Source organism: Gracilibacillus ureilyticus (assembly GCF_900111195.1).
GTDB classification, from domain to species: Bacteria; Bacillota; Bacilli; order Bacillales; family Amphibacillaceae; genus Gracilibacillus; species Gracilibacillus ureilyticus.
In genome coordinates, this window is the sequence record NZ_FOGL01000019.1 from 66,038 (window position 1) to 88,169 (window position 22,132).

Below are 22,132 nucleotides of genomic sequence, written 5' to 3' on the forward strand. Positions count from 1 at the left end.
GAGCCTGATTTATACGAGAAGCTTTAACTGGTAACAAGCCGGGTAAAATAATTAGTTGTTTTCGCTTCCATCAGGAGGTGTCATATAGTCTCTGCCCCAATCTTCTAGCTTATGGAGAATCGGTAAAAGCTGCTGTCCCTGCTCTGTCAAAGAATACTCTACCTTTGGAGGTACTTCAGGGTAGACCTCTCGATGAACCATACCATCATATTCTAATTCTCTTAACTGATTTGTTAACATTTTCTGTGTAATGTTAGGAATCAGTTTCTTCAGTTCTCCATATCGTTTAGTCCCTTTTCGTTCTAAATGACATAATATGATCAATTTCCATTTTCCTTCAATTACCGAGAGGGCCATCCTCTTCTCATAATATAAGTCCTGACTCTCCAATTGGGATGCCTCTAAGTACTTTTTCCCCCAATTCTTCAGCATATCTAATATGGGGATCAGGCTTTGTCCTTGTTCTGATAGAGAATATTCTACTCTGGGGGGTGCCACACGAAATACTTCTCGATGAACAATTCCGTTTTTCTCAAGTTCCCTTAATTGGTTTGTTAACATTTGTTGTGTAATATTCGGGATCAATCTTTTCAATTCACCAAATCGTTTCGTACCTTTTATACCTAAATTACACAGTATGGCTATTTTCCATTTTCCTTCTATAAGAGAAAGCGTCCATTCTTTTTCAGGATAAAAACACATTTTACTATCAGGTATCATCTTAATCCCTTCCTCACGCTTTAGTCTATTCCAAGTTACTATAACAAAAAAAAGTGCCTACTTACAAAAAAGCCGCTTCCTGTATATGATTGGGCTATAGTAAGGACGGATGAATGAAAAGAATTGTTACGGGAATGATAGCTTTGTCATATGGCTTGTAAAAAAACTCATTTCAGTATTTTTTCATCCATGAAGATTTAACCAAATACATAAAAAATAAAAGGAGTGTTATTAATGGAATTACAATTAGCGTTAGACCTGGTGAATATTCCGGAAGCGAAGGAAGTAGTAAAAGAAGTGGAGGATTATATCGATATAGTTGAAATCGGTACACCTATTATCAAAATCGAAGGACTTAAAGCAGTAAAAGAAATTAAAGAAGCATTTCCAAATTTACAAGTGTTAGCTGACTTAAAAACGATGGATGCTGCTGCATACGAAGTACAGAAAGCCTCTGAAGCCAATGCTGATATAGTTACAATTCTGGGTGTAGCTGAGGATGAATCCATTAAAGGTGCCGTAGAAGAAGCAAGAAAGAACGGGAAAAAGATTCTTGTCGATCTTATTGCTGTGAAAGATATAGAAACAAGAGCAAAAGAGTTAGATGAATTTGGTGTAGACTACATCTGTGTTCATACGGGCTATGATATGCAAGCTGTTGGCAAGAATTCATTTGATGATTTGAAAACAATCAAGCGTGTAGTAAAGAATGCAAAAACAGCTGTCGCTGGAGGTATAAAATTAGATACTCTTCCAGAGGTAATTAAAGCACAGCCAGATCTAGTTATTGTTGGCGGAGGCATTGCTGGTCAAGAAGATAAAAAAGGTACTGCAGCACAAATGCAGCAAATGATCCAGCAAGGATAATTTATTATGAAAACTACGGAATACTTAAAAAGAATCCTAGAAGAGCATACTCATTCTGTTGATTTGATTTCTGACAGGGATGCCGAAGAACTAGTAAATATGATAATGGAAGCGAAAAAAGTATTTGTGACAGGTGCTGGAAGATCAGGGTTAATGGTAAAATCCTTCGCCATGCGTATGATGCATATGGGAATTGAAGCGTATGTTGTTGGAGAGACTGTTACCCCTGCTTTTGAAGAAGGTGATATATTGATCATTGCTTCCGGCTCCGGTGAGACCAGGACTCTTGTACCCATAACCGAAAAAGCTAAAAAAATCGGTGGAAAAGTTGCCACTGTAACATTATCACCCGATTCCACAATTGGCAAAACAGCTGACTTAACATTTACATTGTCAGGTGCAGTTAAAGACCAGGCAAATAATAGTCAGACGATCCAGCCAATGGGCTCGCTATTTGAACAATCGTTACTGCTCGTGTTTGATGCACTCATTTTAAGGTTTATGGAAAAAAAGATCCTAGACACCACCGGAATGTATGGAAAACACGCTAATTTAGAATAATGTGTCAGGATAAACAGAAGCAGGAAATTACACCCTGTTTCTGTTCTCCTAAATCTCTGTTCCTACATTCACAGCTGTATGGACGTACCACCAATCCGCTTATAACCTCGTATCTTGCTTAACTCTTCCACAAGTTGTAATGCTGCTTTATCTTTTGCTTTTGCTTCAATCATAATATCAGCAGATTCGCCATAAGTCTGTAAAGCTTTTATAAACGGTATTGCAAAATCTAAATCGACATAGTCCGCATGTGCTCTTACTAACTTTTCCGACTTTGGTGAAGACAGATGAAATTTTGGAGGTTTTCCTGTTCCCTTCCATGTGGAAAAAATTCTTGGTAATAACTCTTCATATGCTTCATTCCCCGGATTAGCCCAATGATGATGAAAATCAAAAACAAACGGAATGTTATGACGTTCACATATTTGAAGTGTTTCTTCTGCTGTGTATGTCTTATCATCGTTTTCCAATGTTGTTTGCATACGAATATTCTTATCTAGCTTGCAAAAGTTCTCGTTAAATCTCATAACAGCTTCTTGTTTATTCCCATATGCTCCACCTACATGTATATTTATAGTGGATTCCTGATGCAAATCCATAGCTTCCAGCATTTTATAATGGTATGTCATATCAATGATCGCATTCCTTGTAACATGATCCTGTCGGCTTGTAAACAATGTGAACTGATTCGGATGGAAACTGACACGGATATTATGCTTTTTAACAAGATCTCCAATTTCTTTAAAAAGTTCTCTGAATGGGGTTAAAAAATCCCACTTTACATCCGGATGTGTCGCAAGTGGTACAAGTGAAGATGACATTCGATATAGTTCAATTCCATGGGCGATATTATAATGTAGTATTCGTATGGTATTTTTCAGATTTTGCTCTGTAAGATGATAAAGTTTTTCCTTCCTGCTATCCTCATCCATTCTCTTCCAATTAGCATAAGTTAGTGTTCGTGAAGGGGATGCCTCCCATAATGAAATTGCTGTAGAGACATATCCAAATTTAAGAATCATTGTGTCATCTCTCCCATGTATAGACATGTATTTTTATAAAATACCCGGCCTTGTTCAAGAAAAAACCCCTTCTCCATAAAAAGGGGTTCTGTTTTGATATTAAGGCTTTAAAACAACTTTTATACAGTTTTCCAGCTTTCCATCAAATATTTTATAGCCATGCTTAGCCTCTGCTAACGGCAGCGGATGTGTGATGATGTCACTTAAATCCACCTTGCCAGCCCCAATTAAATCATGTAAGTGCGGCATATAGTGAATAACAGGAGCCTGGCCTGTTCTTATATTTACATTTCTTTGGAAGATATCACCGAATGGAAAAGCGTTATAGCGTGATGCGTAAACACCTGTTACCTGTATATTCCCACCTTTTCTAACTGCTTGACTTGCGATTACCAGAGCTCCCATTGATCCTCCATGAAGTTTAAGCCCTGTCGCAAGGAATTCTAAATCTGTCATTTTTCCATCCATACCTACACAGTCAATGACAATATCCGCACCACCCTTGGTTATCTCATGCAAATGGGCACCAACATTCTCAAACTCCTCAAAGTTAATTGTTTCGACATTGTTGGTTCGCTTAGCATGTTCCAGACGATAGCCGACATAATCCACAGCTATTACCCGTTTTGCCCCTTTTAACCAGGCAAATTTCTGTGCGAGCAATCCTATCGGCCCACAGCCCAGGATAATTACAGTATCACCCTCTTTCATACCAGAATTGTCGACACTCCAGTATGCAGTTACCCCTGCGTCTGAAAGTAATACGAGGTTGTCACTGTCTACTTCACTGTCTTCAGGAATTTTGTACGGGGTGAAATTACCATATGGTACTCGCATATATTCTGCTTGTCCACCAGGATAGCCCCCGGTCGTCCCAGAATAACCGAAATATGCTCCCATTTCTCCGTTATCATTTGAATTATCACATTGACTTTCCAACTGGTGCTGACAGAACCAGCATTCACCACAGCTCACATTAAAGGGAATGACTACTCTGTCCCCTTTTTTTACTTTCGTCACTTCAGGACCTGTTTCTTCTACAATCCCCATTGGTTCATGGCCAATAATATAGTTTTCTTGAACATTGGGTATCATCCCATGAATAAGATGAAGATCAGAACCGCAAATTGCTGTATGTGTTAATTTGATAATAATGTCATCCGGCTTTTGTATTTTTGGTGCCTCAACTTCTCTTACTTCCACTTCTTTCACACCTTGAAAGGTTACAGCTTTCATATCAATCCGTCCTTTACATTTACTTTGGTGGTGTTGGAAACAATCCCTTGCGATTATTATTATCAGGAAAAAGTTTCAATCCAGCGATATCTACTGCAGTTTGTGCTGCTTTTAAATCCAGCATCTGCTGTTCACTTACATCATATGGATGGAACCACTTCTTTTCCATCATCAACTCAATAACTTCTGTATGATAATCAATAGCTGCTTCCATTTGATTGCGTATAGTTGTCCGTACTTCGGGACTGGCCGCCTCTGTCAGGGCGATAGAATAATTTCGAATGGTTTCTTTTACAGTTATCAATAAATCCATTGCAATCGCAGAATCGATTTGTTCCGGCATTCCAACAGAGTTGATTGGATCTAAATAATCATTCATGACTGTCACCTCGCTTATTCTGTTTCTGCATAAGGATATAAACGCTGAAGCTGTTTTATATCCAAAATAGACATATCCACATTCTTCTGCATTAATGCCCTAAGATCCTGATCAAATATGACACCTTGCATCAACTTTGCCTTTAACAACCCAATTGTTTTCAAGTTCAATAGTTCATGGGTATCCATTGTTTCATGAATGGCCAAATTTTCTCTTCCCATTACAAAAACCCCCTCGTATTTTTGTAAAACTAAGCATATTTTGTCACAAATGGTTTATCCTATACACAAATAATTGTCAGCAGAGAAATAATGATAACTCTGATTATACAAATCTTGAAAATAAGAGGTGGAAAAAATGGATAATAATAAACTGGCACTTCATGAACGTATGGAAATTCATGAGATCTTAACATTTAAAAACTTATGTTTAACAAAAGCTTCTACAATGCAGGGGTTAGTTGGATGTGAACAATTGAAGAGTATTCTTCTTACAGATGTATCAGAAGGCAAACAACATGTTGAACAGTTAAACAACTTACTTAAAAACAGAGAGGTGATTTCATGACAAATATGCTGCAGAAAATTGCTGGAATGGCGGGTATGACAGACCAGGTTATCGCAACGGATTTTTTAATTACAACAAAAACTGCTGTAAGGAACTTAACTTTTGCTCTGACGGAATCTGTTACACCAGATGTAAGAGAAGTCCTTCAAAGGCAATTAAGTTATGCGATCGAAGCACATGAAAGAATCAGCCAATATATGATGGAAAAAGGATACTATCATCCAAGTGACATTGAAGAACAACTTGCAGTGGACTTAAAAGCTTCCAAGACTGCTTTGAAGCTGGCTAAAGAATAGGTAAGAGCAATTCCTGACCGGAATTGCTCTTTTTGCGTTTAAGGACTCCAATTCTATTTACTCTTCTTTTAATCATTTTTTATCAAAAAGTGTTTAAACGCTAGAAAAAAAGAGAAAAGGTACTTATGTAACAGCATTTACTAAGGAGGTGCCGTCATTGGCTAATACTAAAAGTTATGCACAACATGAAATTCTGGAGGTACATGAAATTTTAACTCTTAAGTCCGCCTGTGCTGCTAAATCCAGTATGATGCAAGGTTTAGCAGAGGACAGTGAATTAAAAGTTCTGCTAAGAGAAGATACAAAGATTGCCCAGGAAGCAATCAAGGAACTCAAAGACATTTTGGAAAAAGCCAAATAAAGGAGGAATAGTAAATGGCAAACATTCTCGATAAAATCAGCAATAAAGAATTAATTAATGATGAAGTAATTGCAACAGACCTGCTTGTTTCAGCTAAAGCAGCTGTACGAAATTATGCTGTTGCTATCACGGAAACTGCCAGCCCCGAAATTCACAAAGTATTAAAGAAACAACTAAATGATGCGATAGATCTGCATCACAAAATTGCGACATACATGATCGATAAAGAATTATATCATGCATATGATATCAATGAACAAGTGGAGCATGATCTTAAAAAAGCAGATTTAGCTATGGATATGCCAACAAGCAGCAAATAAACTTCTGATAACTATAAAGTCTCTCTTAAAGGTAAATTACATAAGAGAGGCTTTTTTTATTTTGCGATATCCCTCTGTCCATCAGGCCATAATGCTGATTTCCTTTCTAAAGATAGACACACCGGTTGCGTTCGGGGTTACTCCTCTCTTCCCGAAATTTAATTACAAGATAACCCTTCTATTATTAGTCCCTAACGATACGCCGAAAGAGAAAATATTTTGTGCCATATTTGAAACTTTTATAAATATTATACGTAGATATTAGTAGGTGAAATGATAGGAGTCGATAGAGATGTATAAGTTTATAACAGTTATCATTCGAATATTAATCGCTGTCCCTGCGATGGTGATCACATGGCTAGTCAGCTTTTTTGGATTGGAACTCTCTTTTTGGTATGCATCATTAACCGCTCTGGCCGGAGCTGTTTTAACTTTTTGGATTGTTTCTGTTTATCTCCACTTCCGTTTTCTTAAAAAGAACCAGCTAAATATGAAGGAATATCGTTATATACGTAAAAATCTAGCAGAAGCACATCAAAAAATTCGTCGAATGCAGAAATCTCTATTATCGATTCGTCATATGATTTTTTTAAAAGAAATTATTGAATTATTACGAATGATAAGAAAAATATATCAGATTACAAAGAAAGAACCCAGACGTTTTTATCTCGGTGAGAAATTCTATTTTTCTCATCTTGATTCAGCAGTAGAATTAACAGAAAAGTATGCGCTGTTATCTTCCCAACCTAAAAATATTGAAGTTGGCCAGGTTCTCCGTGAAACTCAGTATACCATTAAAGGAATGAAAGAAACGATTGAAAATGACCTTTACCATATACTTTCTAACGATATAGAACAGTTGCACTTTGAGCTGGATTTTGTAAATAGGACGACAAAGCAGAATAAATAATGAAAAACGAAAGGAATGGAGTTGCATATGATGAACGAAAAAAACGGCAGGATACAAAAAGATGATAGTAATTTAATGGATGATCTGCTGGCAAATCCTTTTGGAGATCATGAAGAAAAAAGAGACATGAATACCGTGCAAAAAGAAGAGAAGCAGCCGAAACTTATTGATGTACTCCCTGAAGAAGATAAAGAAAAAGCCCATACACTTGCCGCACAAATTGATCATACGAATCATAATGCTATCATTTCTTACGGAACTCAAGCACAAACAAAGTTATTATCTTTTTCCCATACTATGCTTGATCACGTACAGAATAAAGACGTTGGTGAAGTCGGACAAGTAATCAGTGACTTAATGAAAAAATTTAATGAAATAAATCCTGACGATCTAAAGCAGGAAAAACAAAATGCACTGAAAAGGTTATTTGGGAAACTTTCCAGTTCAGTACAGGAAACACTTTCGAAATATCAAAAAACCGGTGCACAAATTGACAGGATAACTGTGAAACTGGAACGTAATAAAGATGGTTTGATCTCTGATATAGCTATGTTGGAAAAACTTTACGAACATAACAAGGAATATTTCAAAGGGCTAAATGTTTATATCGCAGCAGGGGAGCTTAAATTGGAGGAGTTAAAGGAGAATGAAATTCCAGCACTGAAGAAAGCTGCTGAATCAACAAATGATCAAATGAAGTATCAGGAAGTAAATGATATGATACAATTTGCAGACAGGCTGGAAAAACGTCTTCACGATCTGAAATTAAGCAGGCAAATTACTATTCAGAGTGCCCCGCAAATAAGGCTGATCCAAAATACAAACCAGGTGCTTGTAGAAAAGATTCAGTCATCTATCTTAACGGCGATTCCGTTATGGAAAAACCAGATTGCAATAGCCCTGACTATGCTGCGGCAACAGCACGCAGTCGAAGCGCAGAAGCAGGTTTCCAAAACAACTAATGACCTGTTACTGAAAAATGCAGAAATGTTAAAAACAAATACGATTGAAACAGCAAAACTGAATGAACAGGGACTCGTTGATATTGGAACATTAAAGAAAACACAAGAAAACTTAGTTACAACACTCGAAGAAGTACTCAAGATACAAGATGATGGACGAAGGAAACGTCTGGAAGCGGAACAGGAAATCAGTGCAATGGAAAATGACCTGAAGCAGAAGCTGCTGCATGCAAAAGAGTAATAAATAACCGTTCTGCTATCATTAAAAAGGCAGAGCAAAAAGGATGCACCCCGAATTTTTATAAATATGGGGTGTTTTTTTGTCTCATCCTCTAGCTTATAGAATATCGGAAGTTATCCCAGTGATCCCTATAATCCCGTTCGCTTCACTATTCTTTAAAGGAACAAGCCCATTTTTATTCTGTGCGACACCGAATGCCTATAAGGCGGAATACATTATATTGTGCCACAGGAGGTGATTCGGATGAGTACTTTATATAAAGATAGCCCTGCCGACCGAAATAATTTAAATGATTGGCAGAAGACAGTTCTGCAAAAATTCGAAACCAAAATGATTGATAAAACAAGCCTCTTTCCGTGTATACCTGCTACGATTGGTTTTTCAACGAATCAGCTGCGATATGGCTTTATCGGTGATCCCGGAAAGCAATCAACCATCAGCGATTTGGCAAAACTACTAAAAAAGTATACTGAAAAATCTAAGGATTTCGGTCCTTATACTTCTCTGATTGTATTTTACCAATTACCTGAAGAAGCCAAACGGATATATACAGTTGAGAAATATGAACAATTATTTTGGCAGCAATTAAGTTTATTAACATACCTTGATGAAAAAAAGTGGCCAGGAAGTATTCCAATTGAGCCACATCTCCCAATATGGGAATATTGCTTTCACGGTGAAAGGTATTTTATGTATTGTGCCACACCTGCCCATAAGAATCGTCAAAGCAGGAATTTTGAAACGATGATGCTTGCAATTACCCCCAGATGGGTCTTAGAAAACTTTAATAAGGCTGACATCCCTGCAGCAAAAATTAAAAAGCGTGTTAGAGAGCGTATTAAAAACTATGATTCCATCGAGATACATCCCGACCTTAATACGTATGGTGAAGAGGATAACTACGAATGGAAGCAGTATTTCTTACGTGATGATAAGACCAGACTTGCAAAATGTCCCTTTCATCACATTTTTCAAGGGGAAGATATCAAACGGCAATTACCGTTTGATAAATTTCAAGAAAGCGACATAAGGTGATGGTAGTACAGAAGTAAGTTCCGCGATAAAAAGGTAAGCTCATTTCTTGAGCTTACCTTTTTATAACAAAATCTATTATACTAATTCTAAAAAAGCAGCATTCTTCTCCTTTAATAAGGATCCGCCTCATGGCTTTTCTTAACAGCATCTTTTGTTGCTTGATTAGCATCTAAAGTGCCTTCACCAAATTTAGTCTTGCCAGATTCACGACCAGGAACCTGGTTTTCCTTTTTCATTTTCTCAGTTTCCTTCATTACCTTTTCAATACCTTCCTTCACTCGGCGACCATAGTCTTCATCAGCCTGAGTAAAGTGATAAATCATAGCATCCTGGATTCGTTTATCACAAATAGCCAGAGCTTCCGATAAATTTTTGATTAGTTCATCGCGTTCCCAATCTTCGAAACTTCTATAAGTATCCCCTGCTTGACCATAATTATTAGGTCGGTCAATTGGTGCACTCATAGCCGCTGCATTATATTCAGGTTCATGAGGAGGTCGCTCTTCTTTCCCTGATTCCTCAAAGCCCCCGATCATTGATGGCTCATAATTAATATGAGGATTGTCTCCAGATTCTTTCGGATCTCGGGTATCCATTTGACCGCGCTCCTGATTTGTACGAACTGGTACCTTTGGAGCATTTACGGGAAGTTTTAAATAGTTTGCTCCTACACGGTATCTTTGTGTGTCAGAATATGAAAATGTCCGCCCCTGAAGCATCTTATCATCCGAAAAGTCCATACCATCCACAAGCACGCCAGTACCAAACGCAGCTTGTTCAATTTCTGCATGAAAATCAACCGGATTACGATCAAGAACCATACGGCCTACCGGCAGCCAAGGAAACTTATCTTCAGGCCATAACTTTGTATCATCAAGCGGATCAAAGTCCAGTTCCGGATGATAGCCGTCCTCCATAATTTGTACAAAAAGTTCCCATTCCGGATAATCGCCATTCTCTATTGCTTCATAAAGATCCTGTGTTGCATGACCGACATTCTTCGCCTGGATAGCATCCGCTTCTTCTTGCGTCAAATTCCGAATACCCTGTTTCGGCTCCCAATGATATTTTACCAATACCGCTTCGCCCTTGTCATTTACCCATTTGTAAGTATTTACACCAGAACCTTGCATGTGACGGTATGTCGCTGGAATTCCCCATGGAGAGAAAACAAATGTTATCATATGTGTTGCTTCCGGTGAGCGGGAAACAAAGTCAAACATTCGCTCAGGATTAGGTACATTTGAAGCTGGATCCGCTTTAAAAGCATGAATCATATCAGGGAATTTCATCGCATCCCGGATAAAGAAGATCTTCAAGTTGTTCCCTACTAAATCCCAATTCCCATCTTCCGTATACATCTTCACAGCAAAGCCGCGTGGATCCCGTGCTGTTTCAGGTGAATCCTTAGCACCGGCAACTGTCGAAAAACGAACCATTAAAGGTGTTCTTTTACCAGCACCAGAGAACACTTTCGCACGTGTATACTTCTCTACAGGTTCATCTCCAACTTTTCCATATGTTTCAAAATAACCAAACGCTCCTGATCCTCTCGCGTGAACAACACGCTCAGGAACTTCTTCCCGATCAAAATGGGAAATTTTCTCAATGAAATGATAATTCTCCAGTGTGGCTGGTCCACGATTGCCAATTGTACGGATGTTTTGGTTATCCTTAACCGGATGACCCTGGCGTGTTGTCAACTTCTCACGTTTTACGTCTTTTTCATTTGAAGCATTCACATCTTTGTTCTCTGCCAAAATAAAAACCTCCTTAAAATTAATCAACCTTATCTTTCCTGAAATTTATCATTTCATCCATAACAAGGTTATTTATTGATTATAATTGTTATTAATTTAAAATTATAATCAATACTATAGTTATCATAATTTATATCTTGGTATGATTGCAAATAATTTGAAGCGATAACTTTATCCTTCCTCGAATGGATATCTGTAACTTATAATCTAAAATTAACTAGGTGTTTAAGATTTGACATTTACTACTTTTTATGAGATTATAGTAAGGTTAACAATAGTAAAGTAATAAATAAGTGTTTCTGGCATTCTACGTAAAGTTTTTTTCAAGATGCTTATTCACACTGGCGCGACTAAGGGGTCGCAAGGACGTAAGAGCAGGTAGGGCTTACGTTGCTTAAGTTAGAAAATACCCAGTGGAACATGTACCGCGGTAAAGTGAAATTCTATTAATGAAATTTCCCACCCGAATTATCGGGAGATAAAATAATATTAAATCTTATGTGTTACTTTATAAATCAAAGGGGTACTCTTATAGTAAGAGTACCCCTTTTCCAATACATATAAAAGAGGAAGGAAGGTCTTAACATGATTAACCAAATAGGCACAATACAAACCTTGGAGGTACTGCGAAAAATTGAAACAGGTTATGTTTTAGATGGTGACATACTCCTCCATCATAATGAAACAGATACAGAACTTGAGGCTGAGCAATCTGTTGATGTATTTCTTTATCAGGATAAAAAAGGACAAACTGTTGCAACTACACAATTACCATCCATTCAAATTAATATATATGGCTGGGCAGAAGTTGTAGAAGTTTTACCACATTTAGGAGTATTTGTTGATATTGGTACATCAAAAGAAATCCTTTTATCAAAAGATGACCTGCCACTATTTGAAAGTGTATGGCCAACGAAAGGCGATAAACTGTATGTTTCTCTAGGCAAAGATCGAAAAGGGCGCCTGCTCGCAATCCCTGCAACAGAAGGCGTTTTTGAAAGAGAATTATTTGAGCCTGCACATGAAAATCTGTTAAATGAAACAATCAGTGGTCGCATCTACCGCACAGATAGAGAGGGTTCTGCCTGTATCACAGAAGAAGGGTATCGGGGGTTTATCCACCACACTGAGCGAAAAGAAGAACCTCGCTTAGGAGAACTTGTGGAAGGCCGCGTCATTGAAGTGAAACATGATGGTACATTAAATGTATCGCTGAGACCCCTGAAACAACACAGCATGGGTGGAGATGCTGATGAGATACTGTTACGTTTAGAAGAAAACAATGGCATTATTCCATTCTCCGACAAAAGTGACCCGGAGGATATCCGTGGTACATTTAACATTAGTAAGGCTGCATTTAAACGTGCGTTGGGTAAATTAATGAAAGAAGGAAAGATTGAACAGCGTGACGGGAAAACTTATTTAATCTCTAAATAAAACAATTTTTCTGAGCGTCTTTATACTTATACCAAAACGGATAGGCCGTCCATTTAACCCCACCAAACTACCTTAATTATGGTCACATTTTAATTTGGAGGTTTTACGGACGGGCTACACCGTGATAAAACCAGTTTGTCAATGTTAATGCCCTCAGTATATAACGATATTAATTATTCACATCTGAAAATTCAACTGTCAACTCCCACTCTTTAATTACCTGCTTCTGAACACCTCGACCTTCTCCTGAGAATTCTTCTATTCTAGCATTTTATCCTGTTATTTCGTTGTTTTACTCAGCCTATATAATTCATATGCTCGAAAACCATCTGGCGGCATTATATACAAAGCTTCCTATGATTGATCCAGCTTACCGTTACTGATAATTCTCTCAGCCATTTAATCAAATTCCTGCTGAAGCTCCTGGTATGAAGGATTGCTGTTCAATTTTTGTGACAGGTAGAAAGGAGATGAACATTCATGAAATTTTCCGTTTTAGATAATGAATTGGAAATAGATAGGTCCATAAAATGGTCAGAAGAAAAAAATATCATATTTGTTTAATCTCGTCTACAGCAAGTGGAAAACCCCTTACATATGTTCTTGGGAAATTTAACCTTACTTCAATATTATTAAACTGATCCGATAATATAGTTTGGAATAAGTAAGATTATAGAGTGTGTGATAAGGAGGCATAACATGCAAATAAATACAGAAGAATATCATCCATTGTTACAGGCATTTGTAAAGGTAGCTCCCTTTTTGCAAACACTTGTAAATGATGACATAACCATTGGAATCTATGACACAGAAAAATTAGTCATTAACTTTCCAGCAAAGAATTTTTCTCTTAATGTAAACCCGGGTGATCCATTAATGGAAGGCGACATTGTAACAAGTGCAATTAGGGAAAATAAGAATCAAGCAACTGCGGTTCCACCAGAATTATTTGGTGTTCACTTAATTGCGCGAGCTATCCCGTTGCATGATGAAGCAGGTAATGTAATAGGTGGTATAGGAGTCGGTCAAAGTATTGCGGATGATCAGAAATTAAATGAAACCTCAAATAATTTATCAACAATGATGAATGAGGTGACGAAAACAGTTGAAGAAATGGCTCAGGCTATTAGTTCACTTTCTGCTGATATTCAGCATGTATCTGAAAGAGCAAACACAGTGAGTGATAGTGCTGGTACTATAGAAAAAATGTCCAATGTGGTAAAAGAAATTGCGGATCAGAGCAATTTACTGGGACTTAATGCTGCTATCGAATCTGCTCGAGCGGGAGAACATGGCAAAGGGTTCTCAGTAGTAGCTCAAGAGATTCGAAAAATGGCAACGAACTCCAAAGATCATGCTAGTGAAATTCAATCGATTACAACCGAAATTCAAGATGCTATTAAAAACTTGAATGAACGAATCCAGAATGTAAATGAGCAGTCAGACTCACAAGCGGCTTCCATTGAAGAATTAACAGCAACCATGCAAGAAGTGAGCTCACATGTTCAAGTGCTAGCTGACCTTGCACAGAATAACGTAGAAGTAAGAGACAACTAGGAGGAATTATTAATGGCAGAATTAAAACAATTAAATAGCCAATACATAGGTGGTAATTGGCAAGAAGGCAGTAGCAGTCTACAAATAGAAAACAGAAATCCTTATAATGGTGAATTAATAGCACGTTATCAGGCAGCCAGTAAAGAGGATGTTGATTCTGCCTATCAAGCAGCAAAAAAAGCACAAAAAGATTGGGAAAAAACAAATCCAGCGGTGCAACGTGAAGTTTTTGAAAAAATGGTTAAGGTTATCGAAAAAAGGCACGAAGCGATCGTTGATATCATAATTAGAGAGATTGGTGGAACTCGTTTAAAAGCCGAATTTGAAATTGGCCTGGTAAAGGATATGGTAAAAGAGGCAGCCACTTTTCCATTCAGAATGGAAGGAAAGATCCTGCCATCTGTAACTGACGGAAAAGAAAACAGAGTATATCGAGTACCTGTAGGGGTTGTTGGTGTGATAAGCCCATTTAATTTCCCGTTCTTTTTATCAATGAAATCAGTAGCACCTGCTTTAGCAGCTGGAAATGGTGTCGTGTTAAAACCCCATGAACACACTGTAATAACAGGCGGAACGCTGATAGCAAAATTGTTTGAAGAAGCAGGTTTACCAAAAGGCTTACTAAATGTTGTTACAACAGAGATCTCTGAAATTGGTGATGCGTTTGTTGAACATCCGATTCCAAAATCAATCTCATTTACAGGTTCTACTCAAATCGGTCGTCATATTGGTAGTGTTGCAGGTAAAAATTTAAAAGAAGTTCATCTTGAATTAGGTGGAAATAGTGGCCTAATTGTATTAGATGATGCCGATATGGATCTAGCAGTTAGTGCCGCTGTCTTTAGCCGTTTTACACATCAAGGACAAATTTGTATGTCTGCTAATCGTATCATCATTCATGAAGATGTGTATGAAACTTTTGTTGAAAAATATATAGCTAAAGTGTCGACATTAACATGCGGAGACCCAAACGATGAGAAAACAATTATCGGTCCTCTTATTAATGAGAAACAAGTAAAGAATACTGTGAAGCTAATTCAAATGGCTATCAATGAAGGAGCAGAACCTTTAATCAAAGGTGAAGTAAAAGGAAATGTTGTTGAGCCGGTTGTATTCGGTAATGTAACAAAAGAAATGACGATAGCAAAAGAGGAAATTTTCGCTCCGGTAGTCAGTTTAATAAAAGCAGCAAATGACGATGAAATACTTGAAATTGTAAACGACACGCTATATGGCTTAAGCGGTGCAGTTCATTCACAAAATATCGAAAGAGCAGCACAACTCGCTAAGCAGATGGAAACTGGAATGATTCATATCAATGACGGGACCATTAATGATGAACCAAATGTTGCTTTTGGCGGGATGAAAAACTCAGGCGTGGGTCGACTTAATGGGGAATGGAGTTTAGACGCCTTTACGACAACAAAGTGGATTTCTATCCAACATAATCGTAAACAATATCCTTATTCATAAGTTCGTAATCATATAGCTTAAAAAAAGGGGGTAATCTTTTCTATGTGAAAGAGTTATCCCTTTTCTATTATGCCCTTACTGTGATTGCAGTAGAATACTCACCAGTGTACACATACTTCGAAATTCTCTTCCACCACAGAGTTTGATAATAAGTGTCCCCAGTTGGAAATTACCACAAATAATGGTCATATCTCCCTTATTTATGACTAAAAGAAACTAAGTCTGTGTAAACTTTGCTCGAAAATCTCTCAATCAATAAAAAAGGACCCACCTATAAGGCAGATCCTCATACTTAATAAATCAACTTTTTTCATATATTTGTTCACCAGCAATACTCATCCATTCATATTGTCGGAGTTTTATTTCAAACAGAGTAATTGGATTAAAGTATATCTCAGGTTGATCACGTATATCACTTAGTACATTTTTATTTTCCTCGATCTCACTATATGTTTCTGTCAAAGTTTCACTTAATACTCTGTAAGAATCAGTAAAGAACATGTTAATATCCCGTTCCAGTGATCTTTCGAATATTTCAAATTGCTGCAGAAATTCATTAATAATGTTTTCAGTTGTTTTACTGTAGTCTTTCCTTTCAATAATTTGCTGATATTTATGATGAAGGGCTTCTTTATTTTTTAAAAAAGCCCCAGCAACTTTTCCAGCACTCTTCCATAAAAATGGTGAAATGGTGTAATGATTGATAAAGGCAGCATTCGTCAGCTGGATATTTTTCCTAGTCATACGGGTAATATCACGATGCCAATCATCAAGTACCTTGCTATCACATTCGAAATATATCTTCTCTTCACCAAATAGATCATTAAAACTCTCACTCATCTCTCTGAGGTAAGTACGGCTCTCACCAAGCTCCCTTTCGCTGGCAGCAATCCATTCCTGAAGTTCGGTATATAATTCAGGTAAAACTAATTCTTCAATATATTGATTGATCCTTTTATTTATTGCAGTATTAATCTCCGTATGAATGATTCCTAGGTCGCTATCTTCTTTAACTACATCAGCGCATTGCCGGGCCAGCTCCGGAAGCCTTTTTGCCAGGTCATTTCTCCATTTTTTTATAATAGTTTGATAGGAATTTCTAATGATACGTACCGAATGTTCTTCGATGTCCCCTAATTGATTTTGGGCACCCTTCAATTTAGTAACTTTTTCTTCATTCCATTCAATATTTTTCACTAAGGAAAGCTCTACTTCTTCCCGCTTATCAAACAAAAACGCAAGCGACCTTTTAATATAATAGAGAAGTTTAGTTGTACGCTCCTCTTTCAGGTTATGTCCATACTTAATCGAGTTTATAAACACCGAAAACTTGTCTATGAGATCTTTTCTATCATCGTTTTGGGAAAAGATGAAGATTTTCGATTCTGGAAAATAACCATGTATCCTTGAAGTTATTCTTTCCGTCCGTTCGATTGCTTCGCAGTCATCCGTATTACCCTCCATTTTGCATAATAAAAAATGGATAGGGATGTGAGGTGCCTTTTCCTTTACCCTCACAGCTTTATCAAGTTCGTTACCAGTCATATTTGAGTCAGCATTTAATACAAACATTATGCTGTCTGCCAAGTTAAGGTAATGTTTATTTACGTTATTTTCAAAATCATTACCAGTAATTTCCGGAACGTCAATCAAACTAAGCTGATTTTCCTGTAAAAAGGCTACAGGCATTTCACAAGAAATAAATGTCTGCTCGTCTTTTTTCGCTTCCTTATATTCACTATGTTCCGCGATACTTTTTTCCTCATCCTCTCTAACTGCAACAATTTTCGCGTTATCTGCATCTTTGTAAAAAACTCCAGCATTAGTAGTATCATCTGACAGATCATCACTAATTAGCATATTTACAAGAGCTGACTTACCACTCATCTCAGTACCTGTAAGAATAATATGGAAATTCTCTATATCTTCCAATTCCTTTACGAAGAATGGGTAACGTTTATCCAGTACCACCCCTTCATCATTCGCCCATTTCATGATCGACTTAAAGAGCCTCAATCCATCATTTAACCCATCAGGATAACGTTCTGAGTTATTTAAAAAGTGTTTCGCCATATCTACACCTGACTTATCGATATTTGATGGATAAATCTCACTCCATGCAAGTGCAGCCGAGGAGGCTAATGCGACATCTGATGTTACAGCAATTTTCATCCAGTTAATTAAGTGACTAGATATTAAATAAGAGAATTCTTTAATTAAATAATTGCCATTCAATAATTCAAAGTATGTTAGTTTATATTGATTGGAAAGCTTGCTCCATACATGTGACTGTCCAGGCTCAATGCTCGAAAGGAGATTATTGATTTCTTCTAGCCATGTGAAATAATAATCATTTTGTTTATAACTCTCCCATAAGGCATTTGTTAAACTTTCAAAACGATTCTGGTCAATATGGTAAAGGGTTAATAATACTTCAACAAAGTAATTCGGGGGAAGATTTTCCGTATACCCTTGTTCTGCATAACCCTCCAATACTACAAACCATGATAACCCTTCAGTTCGCTTCGCCTCATTTACCGCAAGCTCAACAGCATTGCCCCAGTCTTGCTGTTCTTCAAAGTACATTCTGGCCATATCGGTTACATCCGGATAGTCCGGATTTGTATCAACTGCCTGCTTAATGGAATCAACGGCATTTTTATAATTGTCGAGCTGTATGTATAGTGAAAATAGTTGCAGCAGCACTTCAGTTTTTAATACATCAGAATCTGTTTCCACAGCTTTATAATAATCATCCGCAATGGCAAGCAGATTCATTTTCACATGAGCATCAGCTATATTCTTCTGTGCCCAAGGCTTTAATTCATTATCAACATTTTCCCATTTGAAAATGGCCGCCTCATAATCCTGATTAAGAAAATACACTTCTCCCTGCGCAAAGCGGATATAGGATAAATCAGGCATCTCTTTTTGTTGTTCCTCTTTATATAGTTCACTTAGTATCCTTATCGGCTCCACATTATGATTACCTTCAGTAAATGTATGATAATAGGATTTATTTATTAATTGTTCTTCCAATGCCATTTCTTTACCTCCCTATTACCTGATTTAAAATAAAATTCAGTAAAAAGTTTAAACTATGCCCCTCCATTTTAACAAACATCAACTTGTACAATATTTCATTCATTTATCAATTAGAATACATTTCTGTATCACCTCATGTTAACAGGCTTTCAAGCAGATTCAACTCGAAAAGGAGTGTAGCCTGACGATTTGCCAGATCGCACTCTGGAATACCCTCTATGGAAGGTCGAATCTTAAAAAATGAGACAAGGAATTATTCCCTGTCTCACCTCCTGAAAAACTTACTTTATGGAGATCACTAAGTCTCCAGGTAAGTTAAATATTGGTTTTCACAAATTCTAATGTCATCTCAGCAACTCTATTATTTCCAGACTCCGAAAAGCCGTGACCTTCTCCTCGGAACACTTCGATTCCTGCATGAGGGTATAATTTCTCTGCCTTTGACCCATATTCAAGGGGTACTACTTCATCCTGATCTCCATGGAATATTAACACGTCTTTATTAAATTTTCCAATATGATCAAATACATTATACCCGTGAATCGATTCAAAAAATCTTCTACCTAATTGAACTCCCCATAAATCATATGTATCCGGGATGCTATCAAGTGTCGGAAACCGTTTATTCCAGTCTTTTGCAATGCATAGTGCGGGGAACAGCAATAGAAGTCCGTTAATATCTGCTGCAAATTCATCCGCAACTAATGCCGATACTAGTCCTCCCATACTTCCTCCAAATAAAAAGATATGATCAGGATCAATGCTCTCCCAATTTTTAATTGTATCTATCACTGCACACAAATCCTCTTTTTCTGTAAAGATGGTCATTTCTTCTGTATTAAGGTCACTCTTGGAATTTACGGAACCACCGCAAAAATCAAAGCAAAATCCCGCGATTCCATTTTTTGCTAAATATTCACTATTCATCGTAAAATCTGCATGTGTACCATTAAAACCGTGGCTGAAAATAACAACAGGACATTTCTCCTTACGATCAGGCATGTAAGAAACACCATGAATTTCCCTTCCGTTATGGTAAATCTTCACCGTTTCTATATGATAACTGCTCATCTCCATACCTCCATAATTTAACAGGTTCATTTCTAAATTTATCATCTCTCAATAGTTTTACTGTTATTTTTTAATATTAGCTAAAAATGCCTCATAAGAGGAAATTGCCTTATCCATCTGCTCATTTAATTGTTCATCAATCGTTTGCAATTGCGGATTGTTTCTAAAATAGTTAATGGATTGGCGAATCCCCTTTTCAAAATTTGTTGTTGCCATATACGTCGGAACAAATGTCTTAATCTTTCGGTTATCAACAACATAACTGTTGCTTATATCACCAAACAATTGCCCCTTAAATTCAGGCATGAACAGAGAGATACACTCTGAAGTCATATGGACAGGCTTTGGCTCTACGCCTACCGCATTTCCTATCACGTTAAGATACTGGTTCCATGTCTTCACTTCGTCAGACGTGATATGAAAAGCATGACCAATCGTTTGTGAATTACCGAATAATCCTATTAACCCTTTTGCAAAATCACTATTGTGTGTAATAGTCCATAAAGAAGTTCCGTCACCGGGTATTATTATTTTTTTCCTTTTTCGATACGATCGACAAGTGTCCATGGATGGGCACCACTTGTAATTGCAAAAGGGATAGTAGTTTCACCGTATGTATGGGATGGCCGTACGATGGTAATAGGAAAAGAATTGCTTCGGAATTCCTTAATCAGCCTTTCCTCACTTGCAATCTTATTTACAGCATAATCCCAAACCGGATTATGCTGCGGTGTTGATTCATCCAGCTTATAAAAGGCAGGCGGTCTTTGATATGTAGCGACCGTACTAATAAAAATATATTGATCCGTTTTCCCGCTGAAATAGTCGATATCCCGCTCTATATCTTCAGGAGAAAAATTGATCCAATTAACCACCACATCAAAATGCTTATCCTTTAACAGCGTTTTCATTTCTTCACGATTATTAATATCTCCATGAAGTAAGGTAGCTTCTTCCGGTACACAAGCATCTCTATTTCCGCGCGTAAGCAAATAGAGATCTATTCCTTGCTGAACTGCTAATTGCGTAGAGGCACTGCTAATGAGTCCTGTACCTCCGATAAATAGTACTTTCATGGCATACACTTCCTTTTCTATATCAGACTTACTCTCATTCTAACATAATGAAAGTGTATTATTGGAGCTAGCTTCCCTATTCTTTGGCAATTGTCAAAATCATGATAATTATTATGCATCATATGATAATTACTACATCTCTTTTATAACAGGCTTCAGTTTCCCAGATATACTAAATTAACTTTCAGAGTCAATAGACAGTTTTTTAATTGGTACTACGAAAAAGAAAAAGAGAAATTCCAGATTATCTCCCATATTTTGCCGCAAAAAAAAAACAGTATGATTTGCACTGTCCTCTTCTACAGTAGAAATCATACCATTTGTCTATTTGTTTGGGGGTGCCCTATGCTCGCTGGTAATTACGGATGTAAATTACTGACGTTTTTTCGTCTTCTTATTGTTCGCTTTTTCAGCTTGAGACAGCGGCTCATTGGCAAATTCATGATCAAATTGGCGGGACAAATCTTTTCGGACAGCCTGCTCATCATTCGTATTACTTTCTTGTCTTCTTTTTCGCTCTTTACCCATCCTTCTCACCTCCACGCAAATAGTCTGGCTAAATCCTCGCGATTTATGCGCGCTTACAGGTTGTCTATGCGCACTCATTGGTGTTATATTCGTAGTTAAGTACCTTGAACTACCCGCCACTTAACTGCTCTTGCGAACTGTTTGAAGTGGGGGATTCCTAAGAACACCAGCGCACCCGCCAGTTATGATTAGGCTATCCCCGTCGCACCGACGGTTAGAAGTCTTATCGCTTCATTTCTAAGATTTTGTCCTGCGTTAATATCTCTTTGGTGATGGGCTCCACATTCGCAAGTCCACTCACGCAAATGGAGATCTTTAACGTCTTTATTTTTATAGCCGCAGCTCGAGCACAACTGAGAGCTAGGGAAGGTCTTACTCACTTCCACCACTGTCTTGCCGTACCATTTTGCCTTGTATTCCAACATGACTTTGAATTTATACCAAGACACATCCGAGATAGCTTGAGCTGTTTTTTTGTTTTTCATCATATGAGACACTTGCAGACTCTCCATTCCAATAACATCGTGGTTTTTGATCATATCGGTAGAAGTTTTATGCAAGAAATCAGTACGTTTGTTTTCGATTTTCTCATGGATACGAGCCACTTTGATTCGTTGTTTGTTCCAGTTGCTAGAGCCGAGGACTCGTCTTGAAAGGACCTGTTGAGCCTTTGTTAATTTTTGCTCTAGCGATTTAAAATAACGGTTG

24 protein-coding genes and 1 pseudogene are annotated in these 22,132 nt (G+C 37.4%); 12 read left to right on the top strand and 13 right to left on the bottom strand.

Features of this window, described 5'->3' with window-relative positions:
• Positions 1 to 51 precede the first annotated feature (51 nt).
• The gene (locus BMW36_RS20650) at positions 52 to 357 is read right to left on the bottom strand and encodes a winged helix-turn-helix transcriptional regulator (protein WP_281243067.1); all 306 of its coding nucleotides are present in this window, start codon (positions 355 to 357) and stop codon (positions 52 to 54) included.
• 51 nt (positions 358 to 408) lie between these two features.
• A pseudogene (locus BMW36_RS20655) lies at positions 409 to 720 on the bottom strand (winged helix-turn-helix transcriptional regulator); the annotation flags it as partial.
• A gap of 234 nt (positions 721 to 954) precedes the next feature.
• Between BMW36_RS20655 and hxlA the strand changes: the two are divergent.
• Complete coding sequence (hxlA, locus tag BMW36_RS16400) at positions 955 to 1,587, top strand: 3-hexulose-6-phosphate synthase (protein ID WP_089743104.1); 633 nt, start codon at positions 955 to 957, stop codon at positions 1,585 to 1,587.
• A 6-nt stretch (positions 1,588 to 1,593) separates the two neighbouring features.
• Positions 1,594 to 2,148, top strand: coding sequence for a 6-phospho-3-hexuloisomerase (gene hxlB / locus BMW36_RS16405; protein ID WP_089743106.1), 555 nt, complete (start codon positions 1,594 to 1,596; stop codon positions 2,146 to 2,148).
• A gap of 68 nt (positions 2,149 to 2,216) precedes the next feature.
• On the opposite strand, the gene uvsE is transcribed toward hxlB, so the two are convergent.
• The 4 genes from uvsE to BMW36_RS16425 form a co-directional block, all read right to left on the bottom strand.
• Positions 2,217 to 3,170 (bottom strand): UV DNA damage repair endonuclease UvsE, encoded by a 954-nt coding sequence (gene uvsE, locus BMW36_RS16410; RefSeq protein ID WP_089743107.1) that lies wholly within the window; start codon positions 3,168 to 3,170, stop codon positions 2,217 to 2,219.
• A gap of 99 nt (positions 3,171 to 3,269) precedes the next feature.
• Positions 3,270 to 4,406: a zinc-dependent alcohol dehydrogenase gene (locus BMW36_RS16415; protein WP_089743109.1), complete on the bottom strand. Its 1,137-nt coding sequence runs from the start codon at positions 4,404 to 4,406 to the stop codon at positions 3,270 to 3,272.
• A gap of 19 nt (positions 4,407 to 4,425) precedes the next feature.
• The gene (locus BMW36_RS16420; RefSeq protein WP_089743111.1) at positions 4,426 to 4,785 is read right to left on the bottom strand and encodes a spore coat protein; all 360 of its coding nucleotides are present in this window, start codon (positions 4,783 to 4,785) and stop codon (positions 4,426 to 4,428) included.
• Positions 4,786 to 4,799: 14 nt separating this feature from the next.
• A complete protein-coding gene (locus BMW36_RS16425) occupies positions 4,800 to 5,006 on the bottom strand; it encodes a spore coat protein (RefSeq protein ID WP_089743113.1) in 207 nt (68 codons plus the stop codon).
• A gap of 136 nt (positions 5,007 to 5,142) precedes the next feature.
• On the opposite strand from BMW36_RS16425, the gene BMW36_RS16430 reads away from it, so the two are divergent.
• The 7 genes from BMW36_RS16430 (at position 5,143) to BMW36_RS16460 (ending at position 9,477) form a co-directional block, all read left to right on the top strand.
• The gene (locus tag BMW36_RS16430) at positions 5,143 to 5,352 is read left to right on the top strand and encodes a hypothetical protein (protein WP_089743115.1); all 210 of its coding nucleotides are present in this window, start codon (positions 5,143 to 5,145) and stop codon (positions 5,350 to 5,352) included.
• Positions 5,349 to 5,648 carry a spore coat protein gene (locus BMW36_RS16435; RefSeq protein ID WP_089743117.1) on the top strand — a complete coding sequence of 100 codons (300 nt, stop codon included), beginning with the start codon at positions 5,349 to 5,351 and terminating at the stop codon, positions 5,646 to 5,648. Before BMW36_RS16430 ends, BMW36_RS16435 begins: the two co-directional genes overlap by 4 nt.
• Positions 5,649 to 5,805: 157 nt before the next feature.
• Positions 5,806 to 6,009, top strand: coding sequence for a hypothetical protein (locus BMW36_RS16440; protein ID WP_089743119.1), 204 nt, complete (start codon positions 5,806 to 5,808; stop codon positions 6,007 to 6,009).
• A gap of 14 nt (positions 6,010 to 6,023) precedes the next feature.
• Positions 6,024 to 6,329: a spore coat protein gene (locus BMW36_RS16445; protein ID WP_089743121.1), complete on the top strand. Its 306-nt coding sequence runs from the start codon at positions 6,024 to 6,026 to the stop codon at positions 6,327 to 6,329.
• Positions 6,330 to 6,621: 292 nt separating this feature from the next.
• Entirely contained in the window at positions 6,622 to 7,239 is a 618-nt protein-coding gene (locus BMW36_RS16450) for a 5-bromo-4-chloroindolyl phosphate hydrolysis family protein (RefSeq protein WP_089743123.1), read from the top strand.
• A gap of 30 nt (positions 7,240 to 7,269) precedes the next feature.
• On the top strand, positions 7,270 to 8,442 hold the full coding sequence (locus BMW36_RS16455; protein ID WP_089743125.1) for a toxic anion resistance protein: 1,173 nt from the start codon (positions 7,270 to 7,272) through the stop codon (positions 8,440 to 8,442).
• 243 nt (positions 8,443 to 8,685) lie between these two features.
• Positions 8,686 to 9,477: a YqcI/YcgG family protein gene (locus tag BMW36_RS16460; protein WP_089743127.1), complete on the top strand. Its 792-nt coding sequence runs from the start codon at positions 8,686 to 8,688 to the stop codon at positions 9,475 to 9,477.
• A gap of 110 nt (positions 9,478 to 9,587) precedes the next feature.
• Here the strand turns inward: BMW36_RS16460 and BMW36_RS16465 are convergent, their stop codons facing one another.
• The gene (locus BMW36_RS16465; RefSeq protein WP_089743129.1) at positions 9,588 to 11,237 is read right to left on the bottom strand and encodes a catalase; all 1,650 of its coding nucleotides are present in this window, start codon (positions 11,235 to 11,237) and stop codon (positions 9,588 to 9,590) included.
• Positions 11,238 to 11,822: 585 nt separating this feature from the next.
• On the opposite strand from BMW36_RS16465, the gene BMW36_RS16470 reads away from it, so the two are divergent.
• From BMW36_RS16470 to BMW36_RS16480, 3 genes are all read left to right on the top strand, one after another.
• On the top strand, positions 11,823 to 12,674 hold the full coding sequence (locus BMW36_RS16470; RefSeq protein ID WP_089743131.1) for a CvfB family protein: 852 nt from the start codon (positions 11,823 to 11,825) through the stop codon (positions 12,672 to 12,674).
• Between the two features lie 699 nt (positions 12,675 to 13,373).
• Positions 13,374 to 14,231 (top strand): methyl-accepting chemotaxis protein, encoded by an 858-nt coding sequence (locus BMW36_RS16475; RefSeq protein WP_089743133.1) that lies wholly within the window; start codon positions 13,374 to 13,376, stop codon positions 14,229 to 14,231.
• A 12-nt stretch (positions 14,232 to 14,243) separates the two neighbouring features.
• On the top strand, positions 14,244 to 15,704 hold the full coding sequence (locus BMW36_RS16480; RefSeq protein ID WP_089743135.1) for an aldehyde dehydrogenase family protein: 1,461 nt from the start codon (positions 14,244 to 14,246) through the stop codon (positions 15,702 to 15,704).
• Between the two features lie 300 nt (positions 15,705 to 16,004).
• On the opposite strand, the gene BMW36_RS16485 is transcribed toward BMW36_RS16480, so the two are convergent.
• The 6 genes from BMW36_RS16485 to BMW36_RS16505 form a co-directional block, all read right to left on the bottom strand.
• A complete protein-coding gene (locus tag BMW36_RS16485; protein ID WP_089743137.1) occupies positions 16,005 to 18,749 on the bottom strand; it encodes a GTP-binding protein in 2,745 nt (914 codons plus the stop codon).
• A 315-nt stretch (positions 18,750 to 19,064) separates the two neighbouring features.
• Positions 19,065 to 19,820, bottom strand: coding sequence for an alpha/beta hydrolase family protein (locus BMW36_RS16490; protein ID WP_089743139.1), 756 nt, complete (start codon positions 19,818 to 19,820; stop codon positions 19,065 to 19,067).
• A gap of 63 nt (positions 19,821 to 19,883) precedes the next feature.
• Positions 19,884 to 20,387: a Rossmann-fold NAD(P)-binding domain-containing protein gene (locus tag BMW36_RS20660; protein WP_245711724.1), complete on the bottom strand. Its 504-nt coding sequence runs from the start codon at positions 20,385 to 20,387 to the stop codon at positions 19,884 to 19,886.
• On the bottom strand, positions 20,348 to 20,896 hold the full coding sequence (locus BMW36_RS20665; protein WP_245711725.1) for an NAD-dependent epimerase/dehydratase family protein: 549 nt from the start codon (positions 20,894 to 20,896) through the stop codon (positions 20,348 to 20,350). The genes BMW36_RS20660 and BMW36_RS20665 overlap by 40 nt, the downstream gene beginning before the upstream one ends.
• Before the next feature lie 372 nt (positions 20,897 to 21,268).
• Positions 21,269 to 21,424, bottom strand: a complete 156-nt coding sequence (gene sspO / locus BMW36_RS16500; protein ID WP_089743140.1) for a small acid-soluble spore protein O — start codon at positions 21,422 to 21,424, stop codon at positions 21,269 to 21,271.
• Positions 21,425 to 21,612: 188 nt separating this feature from the next.
• Positions 21,613 to 22,132: RNA-guided endonuclease TnpB family protein (locus BMW36_RS16505; RefSeq protein ID WP_139180333.1), on the bottom strand; the 520-nt coding region annotated here is incomplete at its 5' end.